Annotated in this window: 21 protein-coding genes; 3 read left to right on the forward strand and 18 right to left on the reverse strand. The window is 55.4% G+C overall.

The genetic code is table 11. The annotated features are described in order from the left end of the window. Positions 1-58: 58 nt before the first annotated feature. From nuoN to lrhA, 14 genes are all read right to left on the reverse strand, one after another. Positions 59-1,516: an NADH-quinone oxidoreductase subunit NuoN gene (gene nuoN, locus G7090_RS15920; protein ID WP_106996019.1), complete on the reverse strand. Its 1,458-nt coding sequence runs from the start codon at positions 1,514-1,516 to the stop codon at positions 59-61. A 6-nt stretch (positions 1,517-1,522) separates the two neighbouring features. Then, positions 1,523-3,052 carry an NADH-quinone oxidoreductase subunit M gene (nuoM, locus tag G7090_RS15925; RefSeq protein ID WP_106996020.1) on the reverse strand — a complete coding sequence of 510 codons (1,530 nt, stop codon included), beginning with the start codon at positions 3,050-3,052 and terminating at the stop codon, positions 1,523-1,525. Positions 3,053-3,128: 76 nt separating this feature from the next. Continuing rightward, on the reverse strand, positions 3,129-4,970 hold the full coding sequence (nuoL, locus tag G7090_RS15930) for an NADH-quinone oxidoreductase subunit L (protein WP_166183045.1): 1,842 nt from the start codon (positions 4,968-4,970) through the stop codon (positions 3,129-3,131). Then, the gene (gene nuoK / locus G7090_RS15935) at positions 4,967-5,269 is read right to left on the reverse strand and encodes an NADH-quinone oxidoreductase subunit NuoK (protein ID WP_032612773.1); all 303 of its coding nucleotides are present in this window, start codon (positions 5,267-5,269) and stop codon (positions 4,967-4,969) included. The genes nuoL and nuoK overlap by 4 nt, the downstream gene beginning before the upstream one ends. Continuing rightward, on the reverse strand, positions 5,266-5,820 hold the full coding sequence (gene nuoJ / locus G7090_RS15940; RefSeq protein ID WP_106996022.1) for an NADH-quinone oxidoreductase subunit J: 555 nt from the start codon (positions 5,818-5,820) through the stop codon (positions 5,266-5,268). The genes nuoK and nuoJ overlap by 4 nt, the downstream gene beginning before the upstream one ends. Before the next feature lie 11 nt (positions 5,821-5,831). Continuing rightward, positions 5,832-6,374, reverse strand: coding sequence for an NADH-quinone oxidoreductase subunit NuoI (gene nuoI / locus G7090_RS15945; RefSeq protein ID WP_003861491.1), 543 nt, complete (start codon positions 6,372-6,374; stop codon positions 5,832-5,834). Positions 6,375-6,387: 13 nt separating this feature from the next. After that, positions 6,388-7,365, reverse strand: a complete 978-nt coding sequence (gene nuoH, locus G7090_RS15950; protein ID WP_142486547.1) for an NADH-quinone oxidoreductase subunit NuoH — start codon at positions 7,363-7,365, stop codon at positions 6,388-6,390. Continuing rightward, entirely contained in the window at positions 7,362-10,085 is a 2,724-nt protein-coding gene (gene nuoG, locus G7090_RS15955) for an NADH-quinone oxidoreductase subunit NuoG (protein ID WP_166183046.1), read from the reverse strand. Before nuoG ends, nuoH begins: the two co-directional genes overlap by 4 nt. 55 nt (positions 10,086-10,140) lie before the next feature. Beyond that, positions 10,141-11,478 (reverse strand): NADH-quinone oxidoreductase subunit NuoF, encoded by a 1,338-nt coding sequence (gene nuoF / locus G7090_RS15960; protein WP_166183047.1) that lies wholly within the window; start codon positions 11,476-11,478, stop codon positions 10,141-10,143. Continuing rightward, on the reverse strand, positions 11,475-11,975 hold the full coding sequence (nuoE, locus tag G7090_RS15965; RefSeq protein ID WP_014071107.1) for an NADH-quinone oxidoreductase subunit NuoE: 501 nt from the start codon (positions 11,973-11,975) through the stop codon (positions 11,475-11,477). The genes nuoF and nuoE overlap by 4 nt, the downstream gene beginning before the upstream one ends. Positions 11,976-11,977: 2 nt before the next feature. Beyond that, a complete protein-coding gene (gene nuoC, locus G7090_RS15970; protein WP_166183048.1) occupies positions 11,978-13,780 on the reverse strand; it encodes an NADH-quinone oxidoreductase subunit C/D in 1,803 nt (600 codons plus the stop codon). 89 nt (positions 13,781-13,869) lie between these two features. After that, a complete protein-coding gene (gene nuoB, locus G7090_RS15975) occupies positions 13,870-14,544 on the reverse strand; it encodes an NADH-quinone oxidoreductase subunit NuoB (protein WP_032612787.1) in 675 nt (224 codons plus the stop codon). Between the two features lie 15 nt (positions 14,545-14,559). Further along, positions 14,560-15,000, reverse strand: a complete 441-nt coding sequence (gene nuoA, locus G7090_RS15980) for an NADH-quinone oxidoreductase subunit NuoA (protein WP_166183049.1) — start codon at positions 14,998-15,000, stop codon at positions 14,560-14,562. A gap of 631 nt (positions 15,001-15,631) precedes the next feature. Then, positions 15,632-16,570 carry a transcriptional regulator LrhA gene (lrhA, locus tag G7090_RS15985; protein ID WP_106996028.1) on the reverse strand — a complete coding sequence of 313 codons (939 nt, stop codon included), beginning with the start codon at positions 16,568-16,570 and terminating at the stop codon, positions 15,632-15,634. 947 nt (positions 16,571-17,517) lie between these two features. On the opposite strand from lrhA, the gene G7090_RS15990 reads away from it, so the two are divergent. Together G7090_RS15990 and yfbR are read left to right on the forward strand one after the other, a co-directional pair. After that, positions 17,518-18,732 (forward strand): pyridoxal phosphate-dependent aminotransferase, encoded by a 1,215-nt coding sequence (locus G7090_RS15990; protein WP_032612793.1) that lies wholly within the window; start codon positions 17,518-17,520, stop codon positions 18,730-18,732. Positions 18,733-18,827: 95 nt separating this feature from the next. Continuing rightward, positions 18,828-19,427, forward strand: coding sequence for a 5'-deoxynucleotidase (gene yfbR, locus G7090_RS15995; RefSeq protein ID WP_166183050.1), 600 nt, complete (start codon positions 18,828-18,830; stop codon positions 19,425-19,427). A gap of 57 nt (positions 19,428-19,484) precedes the next feature. On the opposite strand, the gene G7090_RS16000 is transcribed toward yfbR, so the two are convergent. From G7090_RS16000 to yfbV, 4 genes are all read right to left on the reverse strand, one after another. Then, entirely contained in the window at positions 19,485-21,317 is a 1,833-nt protein-coding gene (locus G7090_RS16000) for an SLC13 family permease (RefSeq protein ID WP_166183051.1), read from the reverse strand. Positions 21,318-21,394: 77 nt separating this feature from the next. Then, entirely contained in the window at positions 21,395-22,054 is a 660-nt protein-coding gene (locus G7090_RS16005; RefSeq protein ID WP_166183052.1) for a sugar phosphatase, read from the reverse strand. Between the two features lie 11 nt (positions 22,055-22,065). After that, a complete protein-coding gene (locus G7090_RS16010) occupies positions 22,066-22,560 on the reverse strand; it encodes a YfbU family protein (protein WP_106996032.1) in 495 nt (164 codons plus the stop codon). 91 nt (positions 22,561-22,651) lie between these two features. Beyond that, on the reverse strand, positions 22,652-23,107 hold the full coding sequence (gene yfbV, locus G7090_RS16015) for a terminus macrodomain insulation protein YfbV (RefSeq protein ID WP_106996033.1): 456 nt from the start codon (positions 23,105-23,107) through the stop codon (positions 22,652-22,654). 336 nt (positions 23,108-23,443) lie between these two features. On the opposite strand from yfbV, the gene ackA reads away from it, so the two are divergent. Then, on the forward strand, positions 23,444-24,646 hold the full coding sequence (gene ackA, locus G7090_RS16020; protein WP_166183053.1) for an acetate kinase: 1,203 nt from the start codon (positions 23,444-23,446) through the stop codon (positions 24,644-24,646). Positions 24,647-24,701: the final 55 nt, after the last annotated feature.

Genomic DNA, 24,701 nt, shown 5'->3' on the forward strand with positions numbered 1-24,701 from the left:
TCCCACAGGGAGAGGGCGCAAACCATAAAAAAACCCGCCGAGGCGGGTTTTTTGTTTTCTACATCAGCGGCATCGCGTGCTGCACGATGGTAATCAGCGGCTGCGGATAGATACCGAAGATCAGTACCAGCAGCGCAGAGATCAGCACCACAATACCCCCGGCGCTGTACTGCCAGTTACCTGGCGCATCGCGGTTGAGCTGCTGAGGTGCGCTCAGGTACAGGCTCACGGCAACGCGCAGGTAGTAGTAGAGACCAATCGCAGAGCCAATAACGACACCCGCCGTCAGCCACCACAGACCCGCCTGCACACCCACGGCCAGCACGTAGAACTTACCGATAAAGCCGAGCGTCATCGGGATACCCGCCAGGGAGAGCATCATCACCGTCATCACCGCAGAGAGGATCGGACGGTGCCAGAACAGACCACGGTAGGAGAACAGTGAATCCGCATCCGGGCCACGGTACGGGCTGGACATCAGGCTTACCACGCCGAACGCGCCAAGGCTGCTGAACAGATAACCGGCCAGGTAAACGCCCACGGTTTCCATCGACATAGAGCCGCTTTGCAGCGCAATCAGCGCCACCAGCAGATAGCCCAGGTGCGAGATGGAGGAGTAACCGAGCAGACGCTTGATATTGGTCTGGCTCAGCGCCATCAGGTTACCGAAGATGATGGAAACAAAGGCAATAATACCCAGCACCACACGCACCGCTTCGCTCTCGCCTACCGGTGCGTACAGGAACAGACGCATCACCACACCAAAGATAGCGATTTTGCTCGCCGTCGCCAGGAAGGTGGATACCGGTGCCGGCGCGCCCTGGTAAACGTCTGGCGTCCACAGGTGGAACGGCACCAGAGAGAGTTTAAATCCGAGGCCAACAATCATCATGCCCAGACCTGCCAGCAGCAGCGGCTCGTGCAGCATGCCGTCGCCGAGACTCTTGCCGAGCGCCATGAAGGAGAGGTTCCCGGACTGAGCATAGATCAGCGCAATACCGAACAGCAGGAAGGACGACGCAGCAGCAGACAGGATCGTGTACTTGATACTCGCTTCCAGAGAGCGCTTCTGACGGAAGGCATAACCGATCAGGCCGAACAGCGGGAGAGAGATCAGCTCAATACCGAGGAACAGCGCCGCCAGATGGTTCGCATTCGCCAGCAGAATACCGCCGAGGGCAGCAATCAGAACCAGCAGGTAAAACTCTTCTCTGTTGTCGTTGTAGCCTTCCAGCCACGGGTAAGCAAAGGTACAGGTCGCCAGACTGGCTAACAGCACCAGCCCGGTGTACAGCATGGCGAAGCCGTCAACGCGCATCAGCGGAGTGACATCCATCGCGCCCGCCTGGCCAACAAACCAGAGGGAGACTAACGCAGCGTTCAGACCCAGAACCGCCAGCGTGGCATTCAGGAAGTGATTGCGTCGCCACGCAATGGAGAGCATCACAACCACCACCGTCAATCCGACGATCAGCAGCGGTAGCAGCGCAATCAGTTGTTGTGGAGTTATTGTCATGGCGATTTACGGCCTTGTAGTAGAAGCAGAATTAACAAACCACTGCTGGATGTTACCCATCGCGGAGTGCGAGGTATCCAGAATCGGCTGCGGATAGAAGCCCAGCAGCACCAGCAGTACGACCAGCAGCAGGATGATGAACAGCTCGCGCAGCGACATCCCCGGCAGCTCTTTGGCAGCGATTTCACTCTTCGCTTTACCGAAGTAAGCGCGGTGCAGCATCGCCAGGGAGTAAACCGAAGCGAACACCAGACCGAAGGTAGAGACCACGGTGATCAGCGGCACCACTTTGAAGCTGCCGAACAGGATCATGAATTCGCCGACGAAGTTACCGGTGCCCGGCATCCCCAGGGTAGCCACCGCGAAGAACATCGACATCGCTGGCAGCCATTTCATTTTGCCCCACAGGCCACCCATCTGACGCATGTCACGGGTATGCAGACGTTCATACAGCTGGCCGCACAGGATGAAGAGACCGGCTGCGGACAGACCGTGAGCAATCATCTGGATCACCGCGCCCTGGTACGCCAGCTGGCTACCGGTGTAGATAGCAATCAGCACGAAGCCCATGTGGGAGACGGAGGTGTAAGCAATCAGACGTTTGATGTCGTACTGGGTGAAGGCCATCCAGGCACCGTAGAAGATACCGATCACGCCGAGCCACATGGCAATCGGGGCGAATTCTGCGGAGGCATTCGGGAACAGCGGCAGGGCGAAACGCAGCAGGCCGTAGGCCGCCGTTTTCAGCAGGATGCCCGCCAGGTCAACGGAACCGGCCGTTGGTGCCTGAGAGTGTGCATCCGGCAGCCAGCCGTGCAGTGGCACCACCGGCATTTTCACCGCAAACGCGATGAAGAAGCCCAGCATCAGCAGGTATTCAACGCCGTGGGACATCGGGGTCTTCAGCAGGTCCTGATAGTTGAAGGTCCAGACACCAGTTGCGTTGTAGTGCACGAACACCAGCGCCAGGATGGCAATCAACATCACCAGACCACTCGCCTGGGTGTAGATGAAGAACTTGGTTGCCGCCGTGATACGCGTTTTACCGTCGGACGCCTTATGGCCCCACAGCGCGATCAGGAAGTACATCGGCACCAGCATCATCTCCCAGAAGAAGAAGAACAGGAACATGTCGATGGCAAGGAACACGCCGATAACGCCGCCCAGGATCCACATCAGGTTCAGGTGGAAGAAGCCCTGGTATTTTTCGATTTCTCGCCAGGAGCACAGTACCGCCAGAACGCCGAGCAGACCGGTCAGCACCACCATCAGCAGCGACAGACCATCAATCGCCAGGTGAATGGTGATACCAAAACGCGGGATCCACGGCAGAATGAATTCAGACTGCCACTGCGGAATACCTGCGGACTGGGTCAGAGAGTAGCCGCCCTGCAACCAGAGTTGCAGGCCAAGCGCAAGCGTCAATCCCATGGTGATCAGCGCAATCCAGCGCGGCATCTTCACGCCAAAGCGTTCGGTCTGCCAGCACAGGAACCCACCGATAAAGGGAATTAATATTAGCCAGGGTAGTAACATGGCGATTTGCATTCCTTTTTAAGGCCCCCGGAAGGGGCCTGATTTTCAACGAATTCGAATTAAATTCACTTAACGATCAACGCAACACCATCAGCAGCGCCAGCACCACAACCGCACCGATGCTCATGGACGCCACATACCAGCGCAGATACCCGTTCTCGCTGAACAGCAGGCCTTTACCTGCAAAGCGGGAGAGGATTGCTGGGGTGTTCATCAGTGAGTTCAGCGGATCGCGTTTAATCAGCCACGCAATGCCGAGGAAAGGTTTCACGAAGATCATGTCGTACAGCCAGTCGAAGCCCCACGCGTTGTACCACCAGGTGCCCAGCAGACGGCCCGGCGCACTGTTGGCAACGGCAGTTACCAGCGTACGTTTACCGAGCCACAGCCATGCAGCAATCAGGATGCCCGCAATAGCGACCACACCCGAGGTGATTTCAAGCGTCAGAACGCGACCGTGCTCAAGCTCGGTGGTGTCCGGCAGTACGCCCTGCAGCGGTGGCACAATCATCGCGCCAACGAAGGTGGAGAGTACCAGCAGCACAATCAGCGGCAGGTGGTGGGTGATCCCCTTCCCTGCGTGAGCGTGAATTTGTTCTTTACCGTGGAAGACGATGAAAATCATACGGAAGGTATACAGAGAGGTCATGAATGCACCGACCAGACCCGCAACCATCAGATTGATATGACCATTTGCCATGGCGCCCGCAAGGATTTCGTCCTTACTGAAGAAGCCCGCGGTGATCAGCGGCAGTGCCGCCAGCGCCGCGCCGCCCACCAGGAAGCAGACGTAAACCAGCGGAATGGATTTGCGCAGACCGCCCATCTTGAAGATGTTCTGCTCGTGGTGGCAGGCGAGGATCACCGAACCGGACGAGAGGAACAGCAGCGCTTTAAAGAACGCATGCGTCATCAGATGGAAAATCGCCGCATCCCACGCCTGGACGCCCAGTGCCAGGAACATGTAGCCGATCTGGCTCATGGTGGAGTAAGCGAGAACGCGTTTGATGTCGGTTTGCACCAGCGCAGCAAAGCCTGCCAGCACCAGCGTTATCGCACCTACGATACCCACCAGATGCAGGATTTCCGGGGTCATCAGGAACAGACCGTGGGTACGTGCAATCAGGTAGACACCGGCGGTCACCATGGTCGCGGCGTGGATCAGCGCGGAGACAGGGGTTGGACCCGCCATCGCGTCAGCAAGCCAGGTCTGCAACGGCAGCTGTGCGGATTTACCCACAGCACCACCCAGCAGCATCAGGGTTGCCCACCACAGCATGTTGTTGCCTGCTTCGAAGTGCGCTGGCGCCAGTTCCACCATTTCGCGGAAGTTCAGCGTGCCCAGTTCGTTGTAGAGAATGAACAGCGCGAAGGCGAGGAAGACGTCACCCACACGGGTCACGACGAACGCTTTCATTGCCGCTGCGCCATTCTTCGGATCGGTATAGTAGAAACCGATCAGCAGGTAAGAACAGAGACCTACGCCTTCCCAGCCGAGATACATCAGCAGCAGGTTATCGGCCAGCACCAGAACCACCATGCTGGCGATAAACAGGTTGGTGTAGGCGAAGAAGCGGGAGTAACCCTCTTCACCGCGCATATACCAGGAGGCGAACATGTGGATCAGGAAGCCCACGCCGGTCACCACGGAGAGCATGGTCAGAGAGAGACCATCCAGCACCAGGTTGAAACCGATGTTGAAATCACCGACCGACATCCAGGTCCACAGCGGCACGCTGTAGGCCTGACGTCCGTTACTAAAGAAGTCGATACCCGCATACGCTGTGACCAGCGCAGCCAGACCGATTGAGCCCATCCCGATGGTTGCAGACAGATTCTCAGACCAGCGGCCGCGAGAAAACGCCAGCAGCAGGAAGCCGATCAGCGGAAAAATAATGGTTAAGGCAAGCATGTTCATCCACGCAACTCACTTACTGAATCGATGTTCAGGTTCTGGCGGCGACGGTGGAGCTGCAGTAACAGCGCCAGGCCAATACTCGCTTCGGCAGCCGCAAGGCTGATGGCGAGAATGTACATCACCTGACCATCGGTCTGGCCCCAGTAGCTACCGGCGACCACAAAGGCCAGCGCGGCAGCGTTGATCATGATCTCCAGGCCAATCAGCATAAACAGCAGATTGCGGCGGATAACCAGACCGGTTAAGCCCAGCACGAATAAAATCGCTGCGAGGATCAGTCCGTGTTGTAAAGGGATCATGCGCGTTCCTCCGTTTTTCTTTTCGCGCTGTCGTCCTTGCGGTTGCTCAGCACCTCGCCAGCGCGCTCTTCGCGACCGACGTGGAATGCCACGACCAGGCCTGCCAGCAGCAGCATCGAGGCCAGTTCAACCGCCAGTACGTATGGCCCGAACAGGGTGATACCCACCGCTTTGGCGCTGATTGGCGTACCGTCGATACCCTGGTCGTTAACGCCCAGAATGGCGTAAACGATCACCGCCAGCATGATGGCCGACAAAATTGCCGGGCCAATCCACACCTGCGGTTTCAGCCATTGACGTTCCTGTTCTATTTCCGAGCCGCCGAGGTTCAGCATCATCACCACGAAGACGAACAGAACCATAATGGCCCCGGCGTAAACGATGATTTCAAGCGCACCCGCAAAGTGTGCGCCCAGCGCAAAGAACACCCCGGAGATGGCCAGCAGCGAAATGATTAAATAGAGCAGCGCATGCACCGGGTTGGTGTGCGTAATCACTCGCAGCGTAGCCAGGATGGCGATCAGGCCACAGATATAAAAAGCGAATTCCATTGCCCCTCTCCTTACGGTAACAGGCTCTTGACGTCGATAGGCTTGGCTTCGTTCTCTGCTTCGCCCTTATCTTTGCCGTCGATTGCCATACCCGCCATCCGGTAGAAGTTATATTCCGGGTATTTGCCCGGACCGGAAATCAGCAGATCCTCTTTTTCGTACACCAGATCCTGACGCTTGTATTCGCCCAGCTCGAAGTCCGGGGTCAACTGAATCGCCGTGGTCGGGCACGCTTCTTCACACAGACCGCAGAAGATGCAGCGTGAGAAGTTGATGCGGAAGAACTCCGGGTACCAGCGACCGTCTACCGTCTCGGCTTTTTGCAGAGAGATACAGCCGACCGGACAGGCTACCGCACACAGGTTACAGGCAACGCAGCGCTCCGAACCGTCCGGATCGCGCGTCAGCACGATACGGCCACGGTAGCGCGGCGGCAGATATACCGGCTCTTCCGGGTACATCCGGGTTTCGCGTTTGGCAAACGCGTGCAGGCCGATCATCCAGATACTGCGTACCTGGGTGCCGAAACCTACCAATAATTCTTTCAAGGTCATGGTCTAAAGCCCCTTATGGCTGCTGCCAGAGAATGACAGCCGCCGTTACCAACAAGTTGACGAGCGTCAGCGGCAGGCACACTTTCCAGCCGAAGGACATTACCTGGTCATAACGCGGACGCGGTAATGCTGCGCGAATCAAAATGAACATCATCATGAAGAACGCGGTTTTCAGCGCGAACCAGATGAACGGCGGTAAGAACGGGCCATGCCAGCCACCAAAGAACAGCGTTACCATCAACGCGGAAATGGTGACGATACCGATGTACTCGCCCACAAAGAACAGACCGAATTTCATGCCGGAATATTCAATGTGGTAACCGTCGGCCAGTTCCTGCTCGGCTTCTGGCTGGTCAAACGGGTGACGGTGACACACCGCCACGCCCGCGATAGCAAAGGTCACAAAACCGAAGAACTGCGGGATCACGTTCCAGATGTCGGCCTGGTTGTTGACGATGTCGGTCATGTTGAATGAACCTGCCTGCGCCACCACGCCCATCAGGGAGAGACCCAGGAACACTTCGTAGCTCAGGGTCTGCGCAGACGCACGCATCGCACCCAGCAGGGAGTATTTGTTGTTACTGGACCAGCCGGCGAACAGCACCGCGTAGACCGCGAGGCCTGCCATCATCAGGAAGAAGAGGATCCCGATGTTCAGATCCGCCACAACCCAGGTCGGGCTGACCGGAACGATAGCAAACGCCAGCAGCAGCGAGGTAAAGGCGATCATCGGTGCCAGAGTAAAGATCACGCGATCCGAGAAGCGCGGAACCCAGTCCTCTTTAAAGAACATCTTGATCATGTCCGCGACCAGCTGGAGTGAACCACCCCAGCCCACGCGGTTCGGTCCGTAACGGTTCTGGAACAGACCGAGCAGACGACGTTCACCAAAGCTCATGAACGCGCCGCAGGTAACGACCACCAGCAGAATAACAACCGCTTTCAGGATGCTCAGCAGGATGTCGATAAGATCGGGCGTAAACCAACTCATGCTTTTGCCTCCTGCAGGTTATCAAGGCGCGCACCCGCCAGCACTGGCGCGATGCCAGGCAGACCCATCGGCAGACCCACCTGCCCTGCTGTCAGACCTTCAGAGATAATCAGCGGCAGGCTGATTGTCTGGCCTTCGTAGCTAAAGCTGATGTTCGCGCCTGCGTTGACGCCAAGCTTCGCGGCATCTGCCGGATTGAGCTTGATGTACGGCTGCGGCATACGGGTCTGGAAGACCGGGGAACGCTGGGACATTTCGTCGCTACCAAACAGATGGTAGTACGGTGCAATACGCCAGTTGCCCTCTTCCGCCTGGAAGCGTGCCGGCACGGTGGAGAAGAACTCAAGACCGGTTTCGCTTGCTTCAAACAGACGTACGCCCGGATCGCCGTGACGCAGAGAACCGCCCACTTCCGCCTGGAACTTGTTCCATGCCTGCGGGGAGTTCCAGCCTGGCGCCCATGCGAATGGGATCTGCGAACGCGGTGCAGACGGCTGGTTGTTCCCTTCCATCGAGAAGGCGAACATGGTGTCTTTGTCCTGCGGTTGACGCGGTTCATGCACGCTGATGTTGGCACGCATCGCGGTACGACCGCTGTAGCGGTGCGGTTCACGGGCCAGTTTCTGGCCGCGAATACGGAAGCTGGCTTCCGGCGCCGCATCTTTAATGCCTGCCAGCTGCGGCAGTTGTGCCACGGCAGCGTCGATCACGTGGTCAAGCTGGGTCCAGTCCACTTCACGGCTCAGCACGGTGCTGTGCAGGGAGTGCAGCCAGCGCCAGCTTTCCAGCATCACAATGTTGCTGTCGTAGTAAGCCGGGTCATAAACCTGGAAGAAGCGCTGGGCGCGGCCTTCGTTGTTCACCACGGTGCCGTCGCTTTCAGCGAAGCTTGCCGCAGAGAGCACCAGATGCGCTTTGTCCATGATTGCCGTGCGCTGATGGTCGATAACCATCACCAGCGGCGCTTTAGACAGAGCGGCATCCACGCGGGCAGCAAAAGCATGACGATGCAGGTCGTTTTCCAGCACCACCACCGCGTCAGCAGAACCGGATTCCAGTTCGCTTAACGCTTCTTCCAGAGAGCCGCCGCCAATCATGCCCAGACCGATGCTGTTTACCGCACGGGCAATCATGGTCACGCCAACGTCCGCACCGCGACCTTTCAGAGCTTTAGCCACGTTGGCAGCCGCTTCAATGATCGCTGCGCTACCGGCGTTAGTACCGGAAATGATCAGCGGTTTCTTCGCACCGGCCAGCGCCTGCACGATCACGTCAACCTTGTTTTGCAGATCGCGATCCAGTTCAACGGCCGGGGAGCTGTTGTCCAGCGCGTGGGCGATAGCAAAGCCGAGGCGCGCCTGATCTTCAACCGGGGCACGGTAGGTCCAGGCCGCGATGTCGTCCAGACGGGTATTGTCGACGTTAGTGACAAACAGCGGATGCTTGGCGCGCTGACCGATGTTGAGGATCGCTGCGATCTGCCAGTCAGCCACTTTCTGGGCCGCTGCCATTTCACGCGCTTTCCCTTTCACCGCCTGACGAACCGCCAGGGCAGCGCGAGCGCCGGTCTGAGTTAAATCTTCACCCAATACCAGAACCGCATCATAGGATTCGATTTCGCGCAGGGCCGGAGTATGAACCCCGCCTTCGCGCAGTACTTTCAGCACCAGCTGCAGACGTTCCTGCTCGCCCTGAGCGATACCGGTGTAGAAGTTATCCGCACCCACCAGCTCACGCAGCGCGAAGTTGCTTTCGACGCTGGCACGCGGGGAGCCGATACCGATCACTTTCTTCGACTGGCGCAGAATATCCGCCGCGCCCTGCATCGCCTGCTCGGCGTTCAGGGTGATGACGTCGTCGCCACGGCGCTGAACCGGCTGACGCGGACGGTCTTTCAGGTTCACATAGCCATAGCCGAAACGACCGCGGTCGCAGAGGAAATAGTGGTTAACGGTACCGTTGTAACGGTTTTCGATACGACGCAGTTCGCCATAGCGTTCACCCGGGCTGGTGTTACAGCCGAGGGAGCACTGCTGGCAGATGCTTGGCGCAAACTGCATGTCCCACTTACGGTTGTAACGCTCGGAGTGCGTTTTATCGGTGAAGACGCCGGTCGGACAGATTTCGACCAGGTTACCGGAGAATTCGCTCTCCAGCACACCGTCTTCCGGACGACCGAAGTAGACGTTGTCATGTGCGCCATAGACGCCCAGATCTTCGCCGTCGGCGTAGTCTTTGTAGTAACGCACGCAGCGGTAGCAGGCGATGCAGCGGTTCATTTCGTGAGAGATGAACGGCCCCAGATCCTGGTTACGGTGGGTACGCTTGGTGAAACGGTAACGACGGAAGCTGTGCCCGGTCATCACGGTCATATCCTGAAGGTGGCAGTTACCGCCCTCTTCGCAGACCGGACAATCGTGCGGGTGGTTGGTCATCAACCACTCCACCACGCTTTCACGGAACTGTTTCGCTTCCGTATCGTCGATAGAAATAAAGGTACCTTCGGTGGCTGGCGTCATACAGGACATCACCAGGCGACCACGCGTGTCTTCCGCGTTTTGATATTGCTTCACCGCACACTGGCGGCAAGCACCGACGCTCCCCAGCGCCGGATGCCAGCAAAAATACGGAATATCAAGGCCGAGGGACAGACAAGCTTCCAGCAGGTTGTCCGCGCCATTGACCTCGTATTCTTTGCCGTCTACATGAATCGTAGCCATTAGCATGCTTCCAGTTGGCTCGAATTAACTCCGAGCGTTAATCAAAATTCTGTTTTTACCAGCGCGCTTTCAACAGGTTCGGCTGAATACCATTGATTGAATGGGTATTGCTGAACGGCTGCTTGATGCCTGCTTCGAATTCGTCGCGGAAATATTTAATTGCGCTCTGCAGCGGCTCAACCGCACCTGGCGCATGCGCACAGAAGGTTTTGCCCGGGCCCAGGAATCGACACAGTTGCTCAAGTGTCTCGATATCACCAGGCTGGCCTTCGCCACGCTCGATAGCACGCAGGATCTTCACGCTCCACGGCAGACCATCACGGCACGGTGTACACCAGCCGCAGGACTCACGGGCGAAGAACTCTTCCAGGTTACGCACCAGCGGTACCATGCCGATCTCGTGGTCGACGGCCATCGCCAGCGCCGTACCCAGACGGCTGCCTGCTTTACCAATGCTTTCGAATTCCATCGGCAGATCGAGATGGGCTTCAGTCAGGAAGTCCGTCCCTGCCCCACCCGGCTGCCAGGCTTTGAATTTCAGGCCATCACGCATGCCACCGGCGTAGTCTTCCAGAATCTCACGGGCGGTAGTGCCAAACGGCAGTTCCCAGACGCCAGGATTCTTCACGCGACCGGAGAAGCCCATCAGCTTGGTACCGGCATCTTTACTTGTAGAGATGCCCTGATACCACTCCACGCCGTTAGCGAGGATGGCCGGAACGTTACACAGGGTTTCGACGTTGTTAACGCAGGTCGGTTTACCCCATACGCCGGAGCTTGCCGGGAACGGTGGCTTGGAACGCGGGTTAGCACGGCGGCCTTCGAGGGAGTTAATCAGCGCGGTCTCTTCACCACAGATATAACGCCCTGCCCCGGTATGCACGAACAGCTCGAAGTCAAAACCGGTGCCGAGAATGTTTTTGCCCAGCAGGCCCGCTTCAGTGGCTTCGGCAATCGCGCGACGCAGGTTTTCTGCTGCTTCGATGTACTCGCCACGCAGGAAGATGTAGCCGCGGTAGACTTTCAGCGCGAACGCGGAGATCAGCATGCCTTCCACCAGCAGGTGCGGCAGCTGCTCCATCAGCAGGCGGTCTTTATAGGTGCCTGGCTCCATTTCATCGGCGTTACACAGCAGGTAACGGATGTTCATGGATTCGTCTTTCGGCATCAGGCTCCACTTCAGACCGGTGGAAAAGCCTGCGCCGCCGCGCCCTTTCAGGCCAGCGTCTTTTACCGCATTAACGATTTCGTCCGGCGCCATACCGCTCAGGGCTTTGCGCGCCCCGGCGTAGCCGTTTTTGCTCTCGTATTCTTCAAGCCATACCGGCTGTTTGTCATCGCGCAGACGCCAGGTCAGCGGATGAGTCTCAGCAGTACGAATTACAGTTTTCATTTGTACTGCTCCAGCAGGTCAGGAATGGCTTCCGGCGTCAGATGGCTGTGAGTGTCCTCATCAATCATCATGGTCGGCCCCTTGTCGCAGTTGCCCAGGCAGCAGGTTGGCAGCAGGGTAAAGCGACCATCAAAGGTAGTCTGCCCTGGCTTGATATCGAGCTTTTTCTCGATAGCGGCCTGAATGCCCTGATAACCGGTGATGTGACAAACGACGCTGTCACAGTAGCGGATCACATGGCGGCCAACCGGCTGACGGAAGATCTGGCTGTAGAACGTGGCTACGCCTTCTACGTCACTTGCCGGAATGCCCAGTACTTTTGCGATCTCATAGATCGCCCCATCCGGCACCCAACCACGCTGTTTCTGTACGATTTTCAGCGCTTCAATGGACGCCGCACGCGGGTCTTCGTAGTGGTGCATCTCGTGCTCAATGGCGGCACGTTCTGCTTCACTCAGCTCAAAAGCCTCGGTTTGTGGTTGTTGATTCTCGTGCATAATTAGCGGTCCACATCTGACATAACAAAATCGATACTACCCAGATACACAATCAGGTCGGAGACCAGACTGCCGCGAATGGCGGCCGGGATCTGCTGCAGGTGCGCGAAGCTCGGCGTACGCACACGAGTACGGTAGCTCATGGTGCTGCCGTCGCTGGTCAGGTAGTAACTGTTGATACCCTTGGTCGCTTCGATCATCTGGAAGGATTCTTGCGCCGGCATGACCGGGCCCCAGGAAACCTGCAGGAAGTGCGTGATCAGGGTTTCGATATGCTGCAGCGTGCGCTCTTTCGGTGGCGGCGTGGTCAGCGGGTGATCCGCCTTGAACGGGCCTTCCGGCATGTTATTGAGGCACTGCTCAAGGATGCGCAGGCTCTGACGCAGCTCTTCCACTTTCAGCATCACGCGGGTGTAGCAGTCGGATACACCGCCGCCAACCGGGACTTCAAAGTCGAAGTTCTCGTAGCCAGAGTAAGGACGGGCTTTACGCACGTCGAAATCAATACCGGTGGCACGCAGACCTGCACCTGTTGTACCCCACTCCAGCGCCTCTTTCGCGCCATAGGCAGCAACGCCTTTAGAACGGCCAATCAGGATGGTGTTACGCAGCGCGGCTTTCTCGTACGACGCCAGACGTTTCGGCATCCAGTCGAGGAATTCACGCAGCAGACGGTCCCAGCCGCGCGGCAGATCGTGTGCCACCCCGCCGATACGGAACCAGGCCGGGTGCATACGGAAACCGGTAATCGCTTCCACCAGATCGTAGATTTTCTGACGATCGGTAAAGGCGAAGAAGACCGGGGTCATCGCGCCGACGTCCTGAATAAAGGTGGAGATGTACAGCAGGTGGCTGTTAATACGGAACAGTTCTGACAGCATCACGCGGATCACGTTAACGCGATCCGGGGTGGTGATACCCGCCAGTTTCTCAACGGCCAGCACGTATGGCATTTCGTTTACGCAGCCGCCGAGGTACTCGATACGGTCGGTATACGGAATGTAGCTGTGCCAGGATTGACGCTCGCCCATCTTCTCAGCACCACGGTGGTGGTAACCGATATCCGGAACGCAGTCGACAATCTCTTCGCCATCAAGCTGAAGAATAATACGGAATGCACCATGCGCGGACGGGTGGTTCGGACCGAGGTTGAGGAACATGAAGTCCTCGTTGTCGGTACCGCGCTTCATGCCCCAGTCTTCCGGCTTGAAGGTCAGCGCTTCCATCTCCAGATCCTGTTTGGCTTTGGTCAGCTCAAACGGGTCGAATTCGGTGGCGCGCGCCGGGTAGTCTTTACGCAGCGGGTGACCGGTCCAGGTTGGCGGCATCATGATGCGCGTCAGGTGCGGGTGACCGTCAAAGGTCATGCCGAACATTTCCCAGGTCTCACGCTCATACCAGTTGGCGTTCGGGAAAAGTTTGGTGATCGTCGGCAGATGCATGTCGTTTTCAGACAACGCCACCTTGAGCATGATATCCGTGTTGCGGTCTATTGAGAGCAGGTGGTAGAAAACGGAAAAATCCGCCGCGGGTAAACCCTGGCGGTGAGTACGCAGACGTTCGTCCATGCCGTGTAAGTCAAACAGCATAACGTAAGGTTTAGGCAGTTTCTTTAAGAAATCAACCACTTCCAGTAACTGCTCACGCTTCACCCAAACAACGGGTACCCCGGTGCGGGTGGCCTGAACAGTAAAGGCATCCGGCCCAAAACGGTTGCGCAGTTCGCCAATGACCGGGTCATCCAGATGATCCCGTGTTTGCCAGGCGGCGTCTTGCGCGGTTAAGTCGGTCATAGTGTTCACCATTGCAAAAGGTCCGTGGTGACTGTCGGGCGTGGCTTCGCGCTATTTGAATAGTGATATGCGAAGGTTATCTCCATGCCCACAGGCGCAAATTAAATTTCGTCCGGTGTACGCAGATTGGTCACTGCAATACGTTCGCCGCGTTTACGCTCGCGTTCGGACTGCATGTTAGCGCGGTACACGCCCTGGTCGCCCACGACCCAGGAGAGCGGACGGCGTTCTTTGCCAATCGACTCCTGCAACAGCATCAGAGCCTGCATATAGGCTTCTGGACGCGGTGGGCAGCCCGGGATGTAAACGTCCACCGGGATGAACTTATCTACACCTTGCACAACAGAATAAATGTCGTACATACCGCCAGAGTTTGCACAAGCACCCATGGAGATAACCCATTTAGGCTCGAGCATCTGGTCGTACAGACGCTGAATGACCGGCGCCATCTTGGTAAAGCAGGTTCCCGCTACCACCATCAGGTCAGCCTGACGCGGAGAGGCACGCAGTACTTCTGCACCAAAACGCGCAACGTCATGCACCGCAGTGAATGACGTCACCATTTCAACGTAGCAGCAAGAAAGGCCAAAGTTGTATGGCCAGATGGAGTTCTTACGACCCCAGTTGACCATATCGTGCATGGCATTTTCGAGCTTGCCCATGTACACGCTTTTGTTGACTTCTTGCTCCAGGGGGTCGGTTACGATCTCCTGCTTTTGCAGGGGGTAACGGTCATTCTCACCGTTAGGATCTATGCGGGTGAGCGTATAATCCATCTTATTGCCTCGCTGTTACTGCTGACGATTAGAGATACTGTTTTCCGGGTTGGTACGTTCACGGCGTGAACGTGCAGGTGTCCAGTCCAGCGCGCCGATACGCACCAGATAAACCAGACCGGCCAGTAACACTAAAATGAAAATTGCGGCCTCGACAAAGCCTACCCAGCCACTCTCACGAATGGAGGTCGACCATGCGAACAGGTAAAGCGCTTCCACGTCAAAGATGACGAAGAACATGGCCACCAGATAGAACTTGGCGGACAGGCGTAAACGCGCGGTACCTACCGAATCGATACCCGATTCAAATGGCGTGTTTTTGTGCCTTGCCCGGGCGCGACCGCCGAGGAACCAGCCGCCGATAAGCATCAGGCAGCACAGGCCAATGGCAACGATAAGAAAGATTGCGAATGCCCAGTGATGAGCGATGACTTCTGTGGATGTTGACATACTCATTGCTTACTCATCAAAAGTGATACCTGAAAACCCTGCTCTTTCTGGCAGATGGGCATCACATCGATTCATGGGGAGGAACAAATAACCGTACACTAACTGTCGAAAAATGAGACATAGACAGCAAAATGATGTGGTTTTTTACTCCTTTCTATAACCTTTTGTCAACTTTAACAAAAGTTTCTTCACATTAGATTACATCGTTCGATCTTCATTAACATTTAATGCCCTTTACCCTCAAAAAGTGTGAGGCGCGTTCCGGCGTGGGGGTGTTGAATCGAGTCCGTAGCAATCTAATACAAAGATTACCCGTCTATTTTGACAGGATTTGCCGCTGATTCCTCCCCCCAAAGAGGAGTATTTTCTTGATCTGTGACACGCTTTTGTTAATTCAATCAAAAAAACGGCAACATCTTTGCTGCTTTTTTAACATGCCCATTGACATTAGAGAGAAGCGGGGAAGCGATTTTTGCAAGGCAGGATGGACAACTATCCGATTGATATCGCAAAAGATTGTCGTAAACGTAAAGTAAACCGCAGGGGGCAGATGCAAAAAAAGAACCACTTTGCTGGTCTTCAGCCGCAGTGGTTCTTTTTGGTTGGAACAATTGTTATCAAATTATGAGTGATTCGTTTACTCGAAATCGCGCTCTGTCACCAGGGAGTCGTCCCCCCCTTCCGGAGTAACATTGTTGTACTGCCAGGGGTTGTCATAGTTTTCCATGGCGTTAAAAATGGTCTGCGCCAGTTCATTCTTGCTGAGCGGGTTGTGGCACAGCATATACTCCGTATCCGGCAGCGCAGGCAATCCATCCGCTTTCCCTAACACCCGTAAATCGGGACTCATCATCTCAACCGGGCGTGCCGTGACGCCAAGCCCGGCTTTTACCGCTGCGCGAACCGCAGGCAGCGTTGAGGCTACATAGGCGAGTCGCCATGGCACGTTGGCGGCATTGAGCGTGGCCAGCACGATGTCGCGGAACGGGCTGGGATCGTCCAGCAGCACCAGCGGAACCGGCTCCCCGCGCTGCAGAGAAAATTCTGCGGCACAGTACCAGTGCGTCGGCGAAGTACGCAGCGTCAGACTGTCAAACTGGCCGGTACGGTGAGTAGTGACCACCAGATCGACCTCCTGCTCTTGCAGCATATCGACCATATAGGCATTGCGTTTAACCCTGACATCCAGCGCAAGTTTCGGATAAACCGAACTGATGCGGTTGAGCAGGAACGGCAGAATAGTATCCGCCGACTCATCAGACGCACCTAAAGTTAAGACACCCTGCAGATTACTAAACATTAAGGATGTACATGCTTCATCATTGAAACGTAGGATTTTTCTGGCATAACCCAGCAGCTGAATCCCGTGTTCCGTTAACAGCTTATTGCGGCCATGACGGGCAAAAAGCTCTTTACCCACCAGTTGCTCCAGTCGTTGCATTTGTTGACTGACCGCAGATTGGGTACGGCAAACTGCGGCCGCGGCAGCAGCAAAGGTGTTCAGATCGGCGACCGCCACAAAGGTTCTCAGCAGATCGAGGTCGAGATTCAGTATCGGACGATTTGCATTAATCATATCTTTTCACTTACAGGTTGCTCGTACGGAGCTGCCCCGGGTTTAAGCTGTGTGCGTAAAAGTAATACAGTTCCTTCTGAAAAAAATCCTCTGACGTCCCGGTCTGGCATTGTGCCTGCGTAATGTAATTGTGCTGGGTATATCAGTGGTCAGAAACAACTTATCTGACGATATTTTTATTCTCAACAACGTTCGAGATATATAGATGTTTGCCGGATGATGTAAATTCCATAAAAGAAGATGCATTTCCAACGTCAACTTTATCGCAGTACAGGTTAAGCAGCAATGGTGTCACTTAACTTCTCAAGGCAGAGATAATTCTAACAATTACAATAAACTATTAAAGGTTAACGTATCAAGGCCTGGAGTGACCTGTTATCTTTCTTCGCTAAACTCAGTGACATCTTACCCTAAAACCTTTTTATTTATAAGCCTTATTGCGTTTCCAGTGATTTAACCTGATTGATAACTCGCTAAACTAATTTTATTTATATTAACGAAAGTTGCGATTTCGCCTTTATTTGGAAATAACTAATAATTCGATCAAGACTTAATGATTAATAATACTTAACATTAAATTCACACGGGCAACCTTTATATAAAAAGGCAGGGAAGTAAACGCTACTGCATTTCATTCAGCTTTTACGAAATGTTCCTGTAGGAAACTGTAGCACTGCCAGCCTAAGTCGCTCAATACGCGGCTTTTTTACAGCGTAAAATCCATTTTAATACGCAACAACCAAAATAAATCACCAAATAACAATAAAAATATGGCCCATAAAATGTAAGCAAAGTTAAAAAACAGTTAAAAATTTCAATATCACTTTCGGGGAATGGACAAAATCTTCTTCTGCCAACGCTTCAAAATCGGCCAAGCGAGGAGTACATTGTTCCGTGCTAACTTCCACGGCAGGAAGTAGCAATAACAGCGAAAAGGTTAAAGATTCATGTCACCCATCGAAAAATCCAGCAAGTTAGATAACGTTTGTTACGACATTCGTGGCCCGGTTCTTAAAGAGGCTAAACGTCTCGAAGAAGAAGGTAATAAAGTACTTAAGCTCAATATCGGCAACCCGGCGCCATTTGGTTTTGATGCACCGGATGAAATTCTGGTTGATGTGATCCGCAACCTGCCGACGGCGCAAGGCTACAGCGACTCCAAAGGTCTCTACTCTGCGCGTAAAGCCATCATGCAGCACTATCAGGCGCAGGGCATGCGCGATGTCACCGTAGAAGATATCTACATTGGTAACGGTGTTTCCGAGCTGATCGTCCAGGCGATGCAGGCCCTGCTGAACAGCGGTGACGAAATGCTGGTCCCGGCACCGGATTATCCGCTGTGGACCGCGGCGGTATCGCTCTCCAGCGGTAAAGCGGTGCACTACCTGTGTGATGAATCCGCTGACTGGTTCCCGGACCTGGATGACATTCGTGCCAAAATCACCCCCCGCACCCGCGGGATCGTCATCATCAACCCGAACAACCCAACCGGTGCCGTCTATTCTAAAGAGCTGCTGCTGGAGATTGTCGAGCTGGCCCGCCAGCATAACCTGATCATCTTCGCGGACGAGATTTACGACAAAATCCTGTACGACGCGGCGCAGCACCACTCCATTGCAGCGCTGGCACCGGATCTGCTGACCGTCACCTTTAACGGGCTCTCCAAAACCTACCGTGTCGCCGGTTTCCGTCAGGGCTGGATGGTGCTGAACGGGCCGAAAAAACACGCCAAAGGCTATATCGAAGGTCTGGAGATGCTGGCCTCCATGCGTCTGTGCGCCAACGTACCGGCCCAGCACGCGATCCAGACGGCACTGGGCGGCTATCAGAGCATCAGTGAATTTATCGTGCCTGGCGGGCGTCTGTATGAGCAGCGTCAACGCGCCTGGGAGCTGATTAACGATATTCCGGGCGTCTCCTGCGTGAAGCCAAACGGCGCGCTATATATGTTCCCGAAAATCGATATCAAACGCTTCAACATCTTTGACGATCAGAAGATGGTCCTCGACTTCCTGCTGCAGGAAAAGGTGTTACTGGTGCAGGGCACCGCATTTAACTGGCCATGGCCGGACCATGTGCGCATCGTTACCCTGCCGCGTGAGGATGAGCTGGAGATGGCCATCAGCCGCTTCGGGCGATTCCTCGGCGGATACCATCAGTAATATGACCCCCGGGCTGCCACTGGCAGCCCGATTTGCATCTCACCGCCCCTCCCCTCACAATGAAACCTGTCGCTGTGCAAGACCAAAGGTAACTTATGAGTCAGAGTCATTTCTTCGCCCATCTTTCCCGCCTGAAACTGATTAACCGCTGGCCGCTGATGCGTAACGTGCGTACCGAGAACGTCTCCGAGCATAGTCTGCAGGTTGCCATGGTGGCCCACGCGCTGGCAGCCATCAAAAACCGCAAGTTTAACGGCCAGGTCAATGCCGAACGTATCGCCCTGCTGGCGATGTACCATGATGCCTCCGAGGTGCTGACGGGCGATCTGCCGACCCCGGTGAAGTACTTCAATTCGCAAATTGCCCAGGAGTACAAAGCGATCGAGAAAATCGCTCAGCAAAAACTGGTCGATATGGTGCCGGAAGAGCTGCGGGATATCTTCGAGCCGCTGATTGACGAGCAGAGCTACAGCGAAGAGGATCGATCGATCGTCAAGCAGGCGGACGCGCTCTGCGCCTACCTGAAATGTCTGGAAGAGCTTTCAGCCGGCAATCATGAGTTTTTACTGGCGAAAACCCGCCTCGAAAAGACCCTCGAGTCGCGCCGCAGTGAGGAGATGGACTACTTTATGGAAGTGTTTGTCCCGAGCTTCCAGCTGTCGCTGGATGAGATCAGCCAGGATTCACCGTTGTAATGTGTTGCCGGGTGGCGGCTGCGCCTTACCCGGCCTACAAAACCGTATCCCGCTGCTTTAAAACGGGAACAACATCGGGATCATCACTACGCACACCACCATCACCAGAATGGTAAAGGGCACGCCGAGCTTCACGAAGTCGCTGAAGCTGTATTTACCGGGTCCCAGCACCAGGGTGTTAACCGGTGACGAGACCGGCGTCATAAAGGCGGCTGACGCGGCCATCGCCACCATCATCGCAAAGGGATAAGGCGATACCCCCATCGATTTCGCCATCGCCAGCGCAATGGGTGCCATCAGTACCGCGGTTGCGGTGTTGGAGATAAACAGCCCGATGGTGGCGCACATGACAAACAGACACATCAGCATCATGTAAGGGCCGTAGCCGCCCCCCAGCTCCATCAACCCTTTCACCACCAAATCGACCCCACCGGTTTTTTGCAGCGCCAGCGCAAAGGGCATCATGCCGACAATCAAAATGATGCTCGGCCAGTGAATCGCTTTGTAAGCGCTTTCAGCGTCGATACAGCGGAATTTGCCCATCAGCAGGCAGGCCACGATCGCTGCCACCGGATTAGGGATTTCGTCGGTCAGCATCAGGGCGACCATCAGCACCAGACAAAAAATGGCGTGCGGCGCCTGGCTGTGGGCGGGAGAGGCATCGCTCACTTCGATGGGTAAATTGAGCACCACAAAATCGCGACCCCTCTGGCCCAACTGAGTGATCAGCTTCCAGTTGCCCACCACCAGGAAGATATCCCCCAGTTCCAGCGGCTCGTCCACCACCGAGCCGTCCATCGCCACGCCGTCGCGTTTTAACCCCACCACGTTCAGACCGTAACGGGTACGAAAGCCTATTTCGCGGATGGTTTTGCCGAGCAGCTCCGACTCGGGGATCAACGACACCTCCGCCATCCCCACATCCAGCGCCTGATCGGAGAAGTACTCCCCGCGCAGGACCATCGGCTCCAGCAGCTGTTCGCTGCAAAAGTCGCGCAGATCGACATCCGCCGAGGACATATCAATCAGCAGCACGTCCCGGGCGCGAAACTCCGATACGCCGTTAACGTTCACAATCACCCGGCGAAAACGACGCCAGCGTTCCACACCAATAACGTTCGCCCCGTAGCGTTCGCGGAGTTTCAGGTCGTCCAGACGCTGACCAATCAGCGGTGAGCCGGGTCGGAGCGCCAGACGACGCGCCCGTCCGGTGAGGCGATACTCTTTGATCAGATCGCGGAAGGTGCGGCGCTTCCAGCCGTCGCGAGGCTTATCCTGCTTATCGCTCTTCAGGGCAAAGCGGGTCAGCAGCATATAGATAATGCCCAGCACGAGGATCACCAGCCCCAGCGGCGTCACGCTAAAGAAGCCAAAGCCTTCCAGCCCCTCACGCAGCAGTTCACTGTTGACCACCAGGTTCGGCGGCGTGGCCACCAGCGTCATCATGCCGCTGATAAGCCCGGCGAAGCTAAGCGGCATCATCAGGCGCGAGGGCGAGATCTGCATGCGCATCGAGACGCTCAGCACCACCGGAATAAAGATTGCCACCACCCCGGTGGAGCTCATAAACGCCCCCAGCCCGGCGACGGTCAGCATCAAAAAGATCAGCATTTTGGTTTCGCTGTTGCCCGCCACGCTGACCAGCCAGGAGCCCATACTGGTCGCCACGCCGGTGCGCACCAGGCCGTCGCCGATGATAAACAGGGCGGCAATTAAAATAACGTTGGGATCGCTAAAGCCAGAGAAGGCTTCCGGGAGGGTTAAGGTGCCGCTGAGCACAAAGGCCACGATCACCAGCAGGGCCACGGCATCCATGCGGACTTTGCCGGTCGCAAACAGAATAATCGCGATAAAGAGCAGGCTTAAGACCCAAATAAGTTCACCGTTCAAAACAGATCCTTGTCAGAAGAGAGTGAAGCCGATAGTGCCATAAAAAAGCCCCAACAATGTGGGGCTATATCATGGGATTACATTTTTTGGGAGACGGTTACATTCCCGTCGGCTGTACGGCTGACGGCGACGGCCTCCAGCGTGCTGAGCACGAGGTCGGCCTCCTCCAGACGCGGCGAGTTGGCGGGAACATTGACGGCGATGACATGGCAGCCGGCATTAAGACCTGCCAGCACACCAGCGGCGGCATCTTCCACCACCACGCACGCTTCCGGCGCCAGCCCCAGCAGCTTCGCGCCGAGTAAAAAGGCATCGGGCTCCGGCTTGCCGCGCGTTACCCGCTCTGCGGTGATAAACACCTCCGGCACCGGCAACCCTGCCGCTTTGTGTCGCGCATGGGCCACAGGAACCGAGCCGGAGGTGACGATAGCCCACGGGATCCCCGCTTCATTCAGGTGTTTGAGCAGTTCAATCGCCCCCGGCAGCGCGGTGATACCGTCGGTATCGGTGGCTTCAACCTGCTCAAGCCAGGTAAACTCCGCCTGGATCTCTGCTTCGCTTCTCCCCTGGAGAAAGTGCCGTAAAGAGGTTATGGCCTGTTTGCCATGGATAAAATTCAGCACCTCCTGATGGTCGATGCCATGCCGGTCGGCCCAGCGACACCAGGAGCGCTCCACCACCGGTAACGAATCGACCAGCGTACCGTCCAGATCAAACAGAAAACCTTTACACTGCACATCAACCTCCGTCAGGCGTTAATAATTTGTTGGATCTCATTGCTGCTCAGATGGTACTGACGCGGGCAGGCGTGCCATACGCTGAGCATGCGCTGATACTTTTCCCACATCGGGGTCTGGGCGTTAAAGCCATGGGTACCGGCATCGAAATGGGTGTAGCGCCCTTCCACATTAACCATAAAGCGGACATAGCTCAGGTAACGGGATTCGGTGGCCGCATCAAAGCCCAGGAAGGTGACACGACGTTCGTCGATGGTCTGGGCATCTTTCAGGTTAGTCCATGAAACATGCAGGGCGTGGTACATCTCCATGATGTCGATAACGGTACGACAGGTCTCTTCCTTAAGTTCGCCAAACTCGCGATCCAGCTCGCGCATCTGTAAACCGAAACCACGTTCGACGATAGTCTGCAAGCGGCGATAGCGCTCGGCGTTGTCGGGATCAAGCATCGTCATCATTTTGTACTGGTTAGATAAAATCAGACGTTGAGCGTGGGTCATTTCCATCTTTCGACTCCTGTTGCACATGGCAGCGTAAAAAAAGACACGGTAACGGTGGGTTACTGTGCCTTCTTTTAGCGATCGTTTCGATGATCAATCACAAGTCATCGAGGAATGTTTTATCAAGTTGCTTGAATGCCCGCTTCAGGGTATCGGCCAGCGCCTGATAGTCGGGTTTACCCTCGACCGGAGCCAGCGCCTGACCGGCATCCTGCAACTTGCCGCGAACTTCATAGAACCAGGACAACACCGACGGCGGCAGTGGTGTGACAGAACGTTTACCCAGCCACCACAATCCCTGCATCGGCAGGCTCAGGGCGAACAGCGCGGTAGCCACCGCAGGCCCGAGTTGCCCACCCAGTGCAATCTGCCAGCACAGGGTAAAAACGGCGAGGGGCGGCATCAACCGAATAGCGTGGCGGGTCGCGCGGATCACGCGGTTTTCAATGAAGACGGGTGCCAGCCGCTTTTCCAGTGGCCACGTCTTCGAATAATGCTGTCCCCGGCGAAACAGGCTAAAAAAGCTCACGGAAGGGTTCACGGGTGTCGACATGGCTTACCTCAACTTCACATATAAAGATTAAAAAATTCGTGCAAAACCACAACTGGTCATGACATCGTTCAAAAACTTTTGTCAGCGCTACCCAGTATCGGGTATCCTGTGCCGGCCTGCAAAGGCCTTAGACGAGGAATGTTCACTCGTCAAATTATCGCACATTATGCCATTGCCGGAAAAATGCGCAAAATGGCATAAAATCATATGTATTCCTTTCGTCATGCCGAAATGTACTTCGGGCATGATGTTAATCATAAATGTCAGCGATATCTTGCGCTACGATCCTTGACTCACTGACGTTTTTTTAGCCACGTATCAATAATAGGTACTTCCATGTCGAGTAAGTTAGTACTGGTTCTGAACTGCGGTAGCTCCTCACTTAAATTCGCTATCATCGATGCGATCAACGGTGAAGAGTACCTTTCTGGTTTGGCCGAATGTTTCCATCTTCCTGAAGCACGTCTTAAGTGGAAAATGGACGGCAGCAAACAGGAAGCGGCTTTAGGTGCAGGCGCCGCTCACAGCGAAGCGCTGAACTTTATCGTTAACACTATTCTGGCACAAAAACCAGAACTGTCCGCTCAGCTGACTGCTATCGGTCACCGTATCGTTCATGGTGGCGAGAAGTACACCAAATCTGTAATCATCGACGACTCCGTTATTCAGGGCATCAAAGACTCCGCCTCTTTTGCACCGCTGCATAACCCGGCTCACCTGATCGGTATCGCTGAAGCACTGAAATCCTTCCCGCATCTGAAAGACAAAAACGTGGCTGTATTCGACACCGCGTTCCATCAGACCATGCCGGAAGAGTCTTACCTCTATGCCCTGCCGTACAAACTGTACAAAGAGCACGGCGTTCGTCGTTACGGCGCACACGGCACCAGCCATTTCTACGTGACGCAAGAAGCTGCGAAAATGCTGAACAAGCCGGTTGAAGAAGTGAACATCATCACTTGCCACCTGGGCAACGGCGGTTCCGTTTCTGCTATCCGTAACGGCAAATGCGTTGATACCTCTATGGGTCTGACCCCGCTGGAAGGCCTGGTGATGGGTACTCGCTCCGGTGATATCGATCCGGCGATCATCTTCCATCTGCACGATACCCTGGGCATGAGCGTTGAAGATATCAACAAAATGCTGACTAAAGAGTCTGGCCTGCTGGGTCTGACCGAAGTCACCAGCGACTGCCGCTACGTTGAAGACAACTATGCCGAGAAAGAAGACGCTAAACGTGCAATGGACGTTTACTGCCACCGTCTGGCGAAGTACATCGGTTCTTACACTGCACTGATGGACGGTCGTCTGGATGGCGTGGTCTTCACCGGTGGTATCGGTGAGAACGCAGCAATGGTGCGCGAGCTGTCCCTGGGCAAACTGGGCGTGCTGGGCTTTGACGTTGACCATGAACGTAACCTGGCTGCGCGCTTCGGTAAGTCTGGCTTCATCAACAAAGAAGGCACCACTCTGGCAATGGTTATCCCAACCAACGAAGAGCTGGTTATCGCGCAAGACGCGAACCGTCTGACTGCCTGATTCCACACCGCCAGCAATGCTGGCGGTGCTGTTTTGTAGCCCGCCTGATTTCGGC

Origin of the sequence: Leclercia sp. 29361 (assembly GCF_011290365.1) — a bacterium.
Taxonomy (GTDB): Bacteria; Pseudomonadota; Gammaproteobacteria; order Enterobacterales; family Enterobacteriaceae; genus Enterobacter; species Enterobacter tamurae.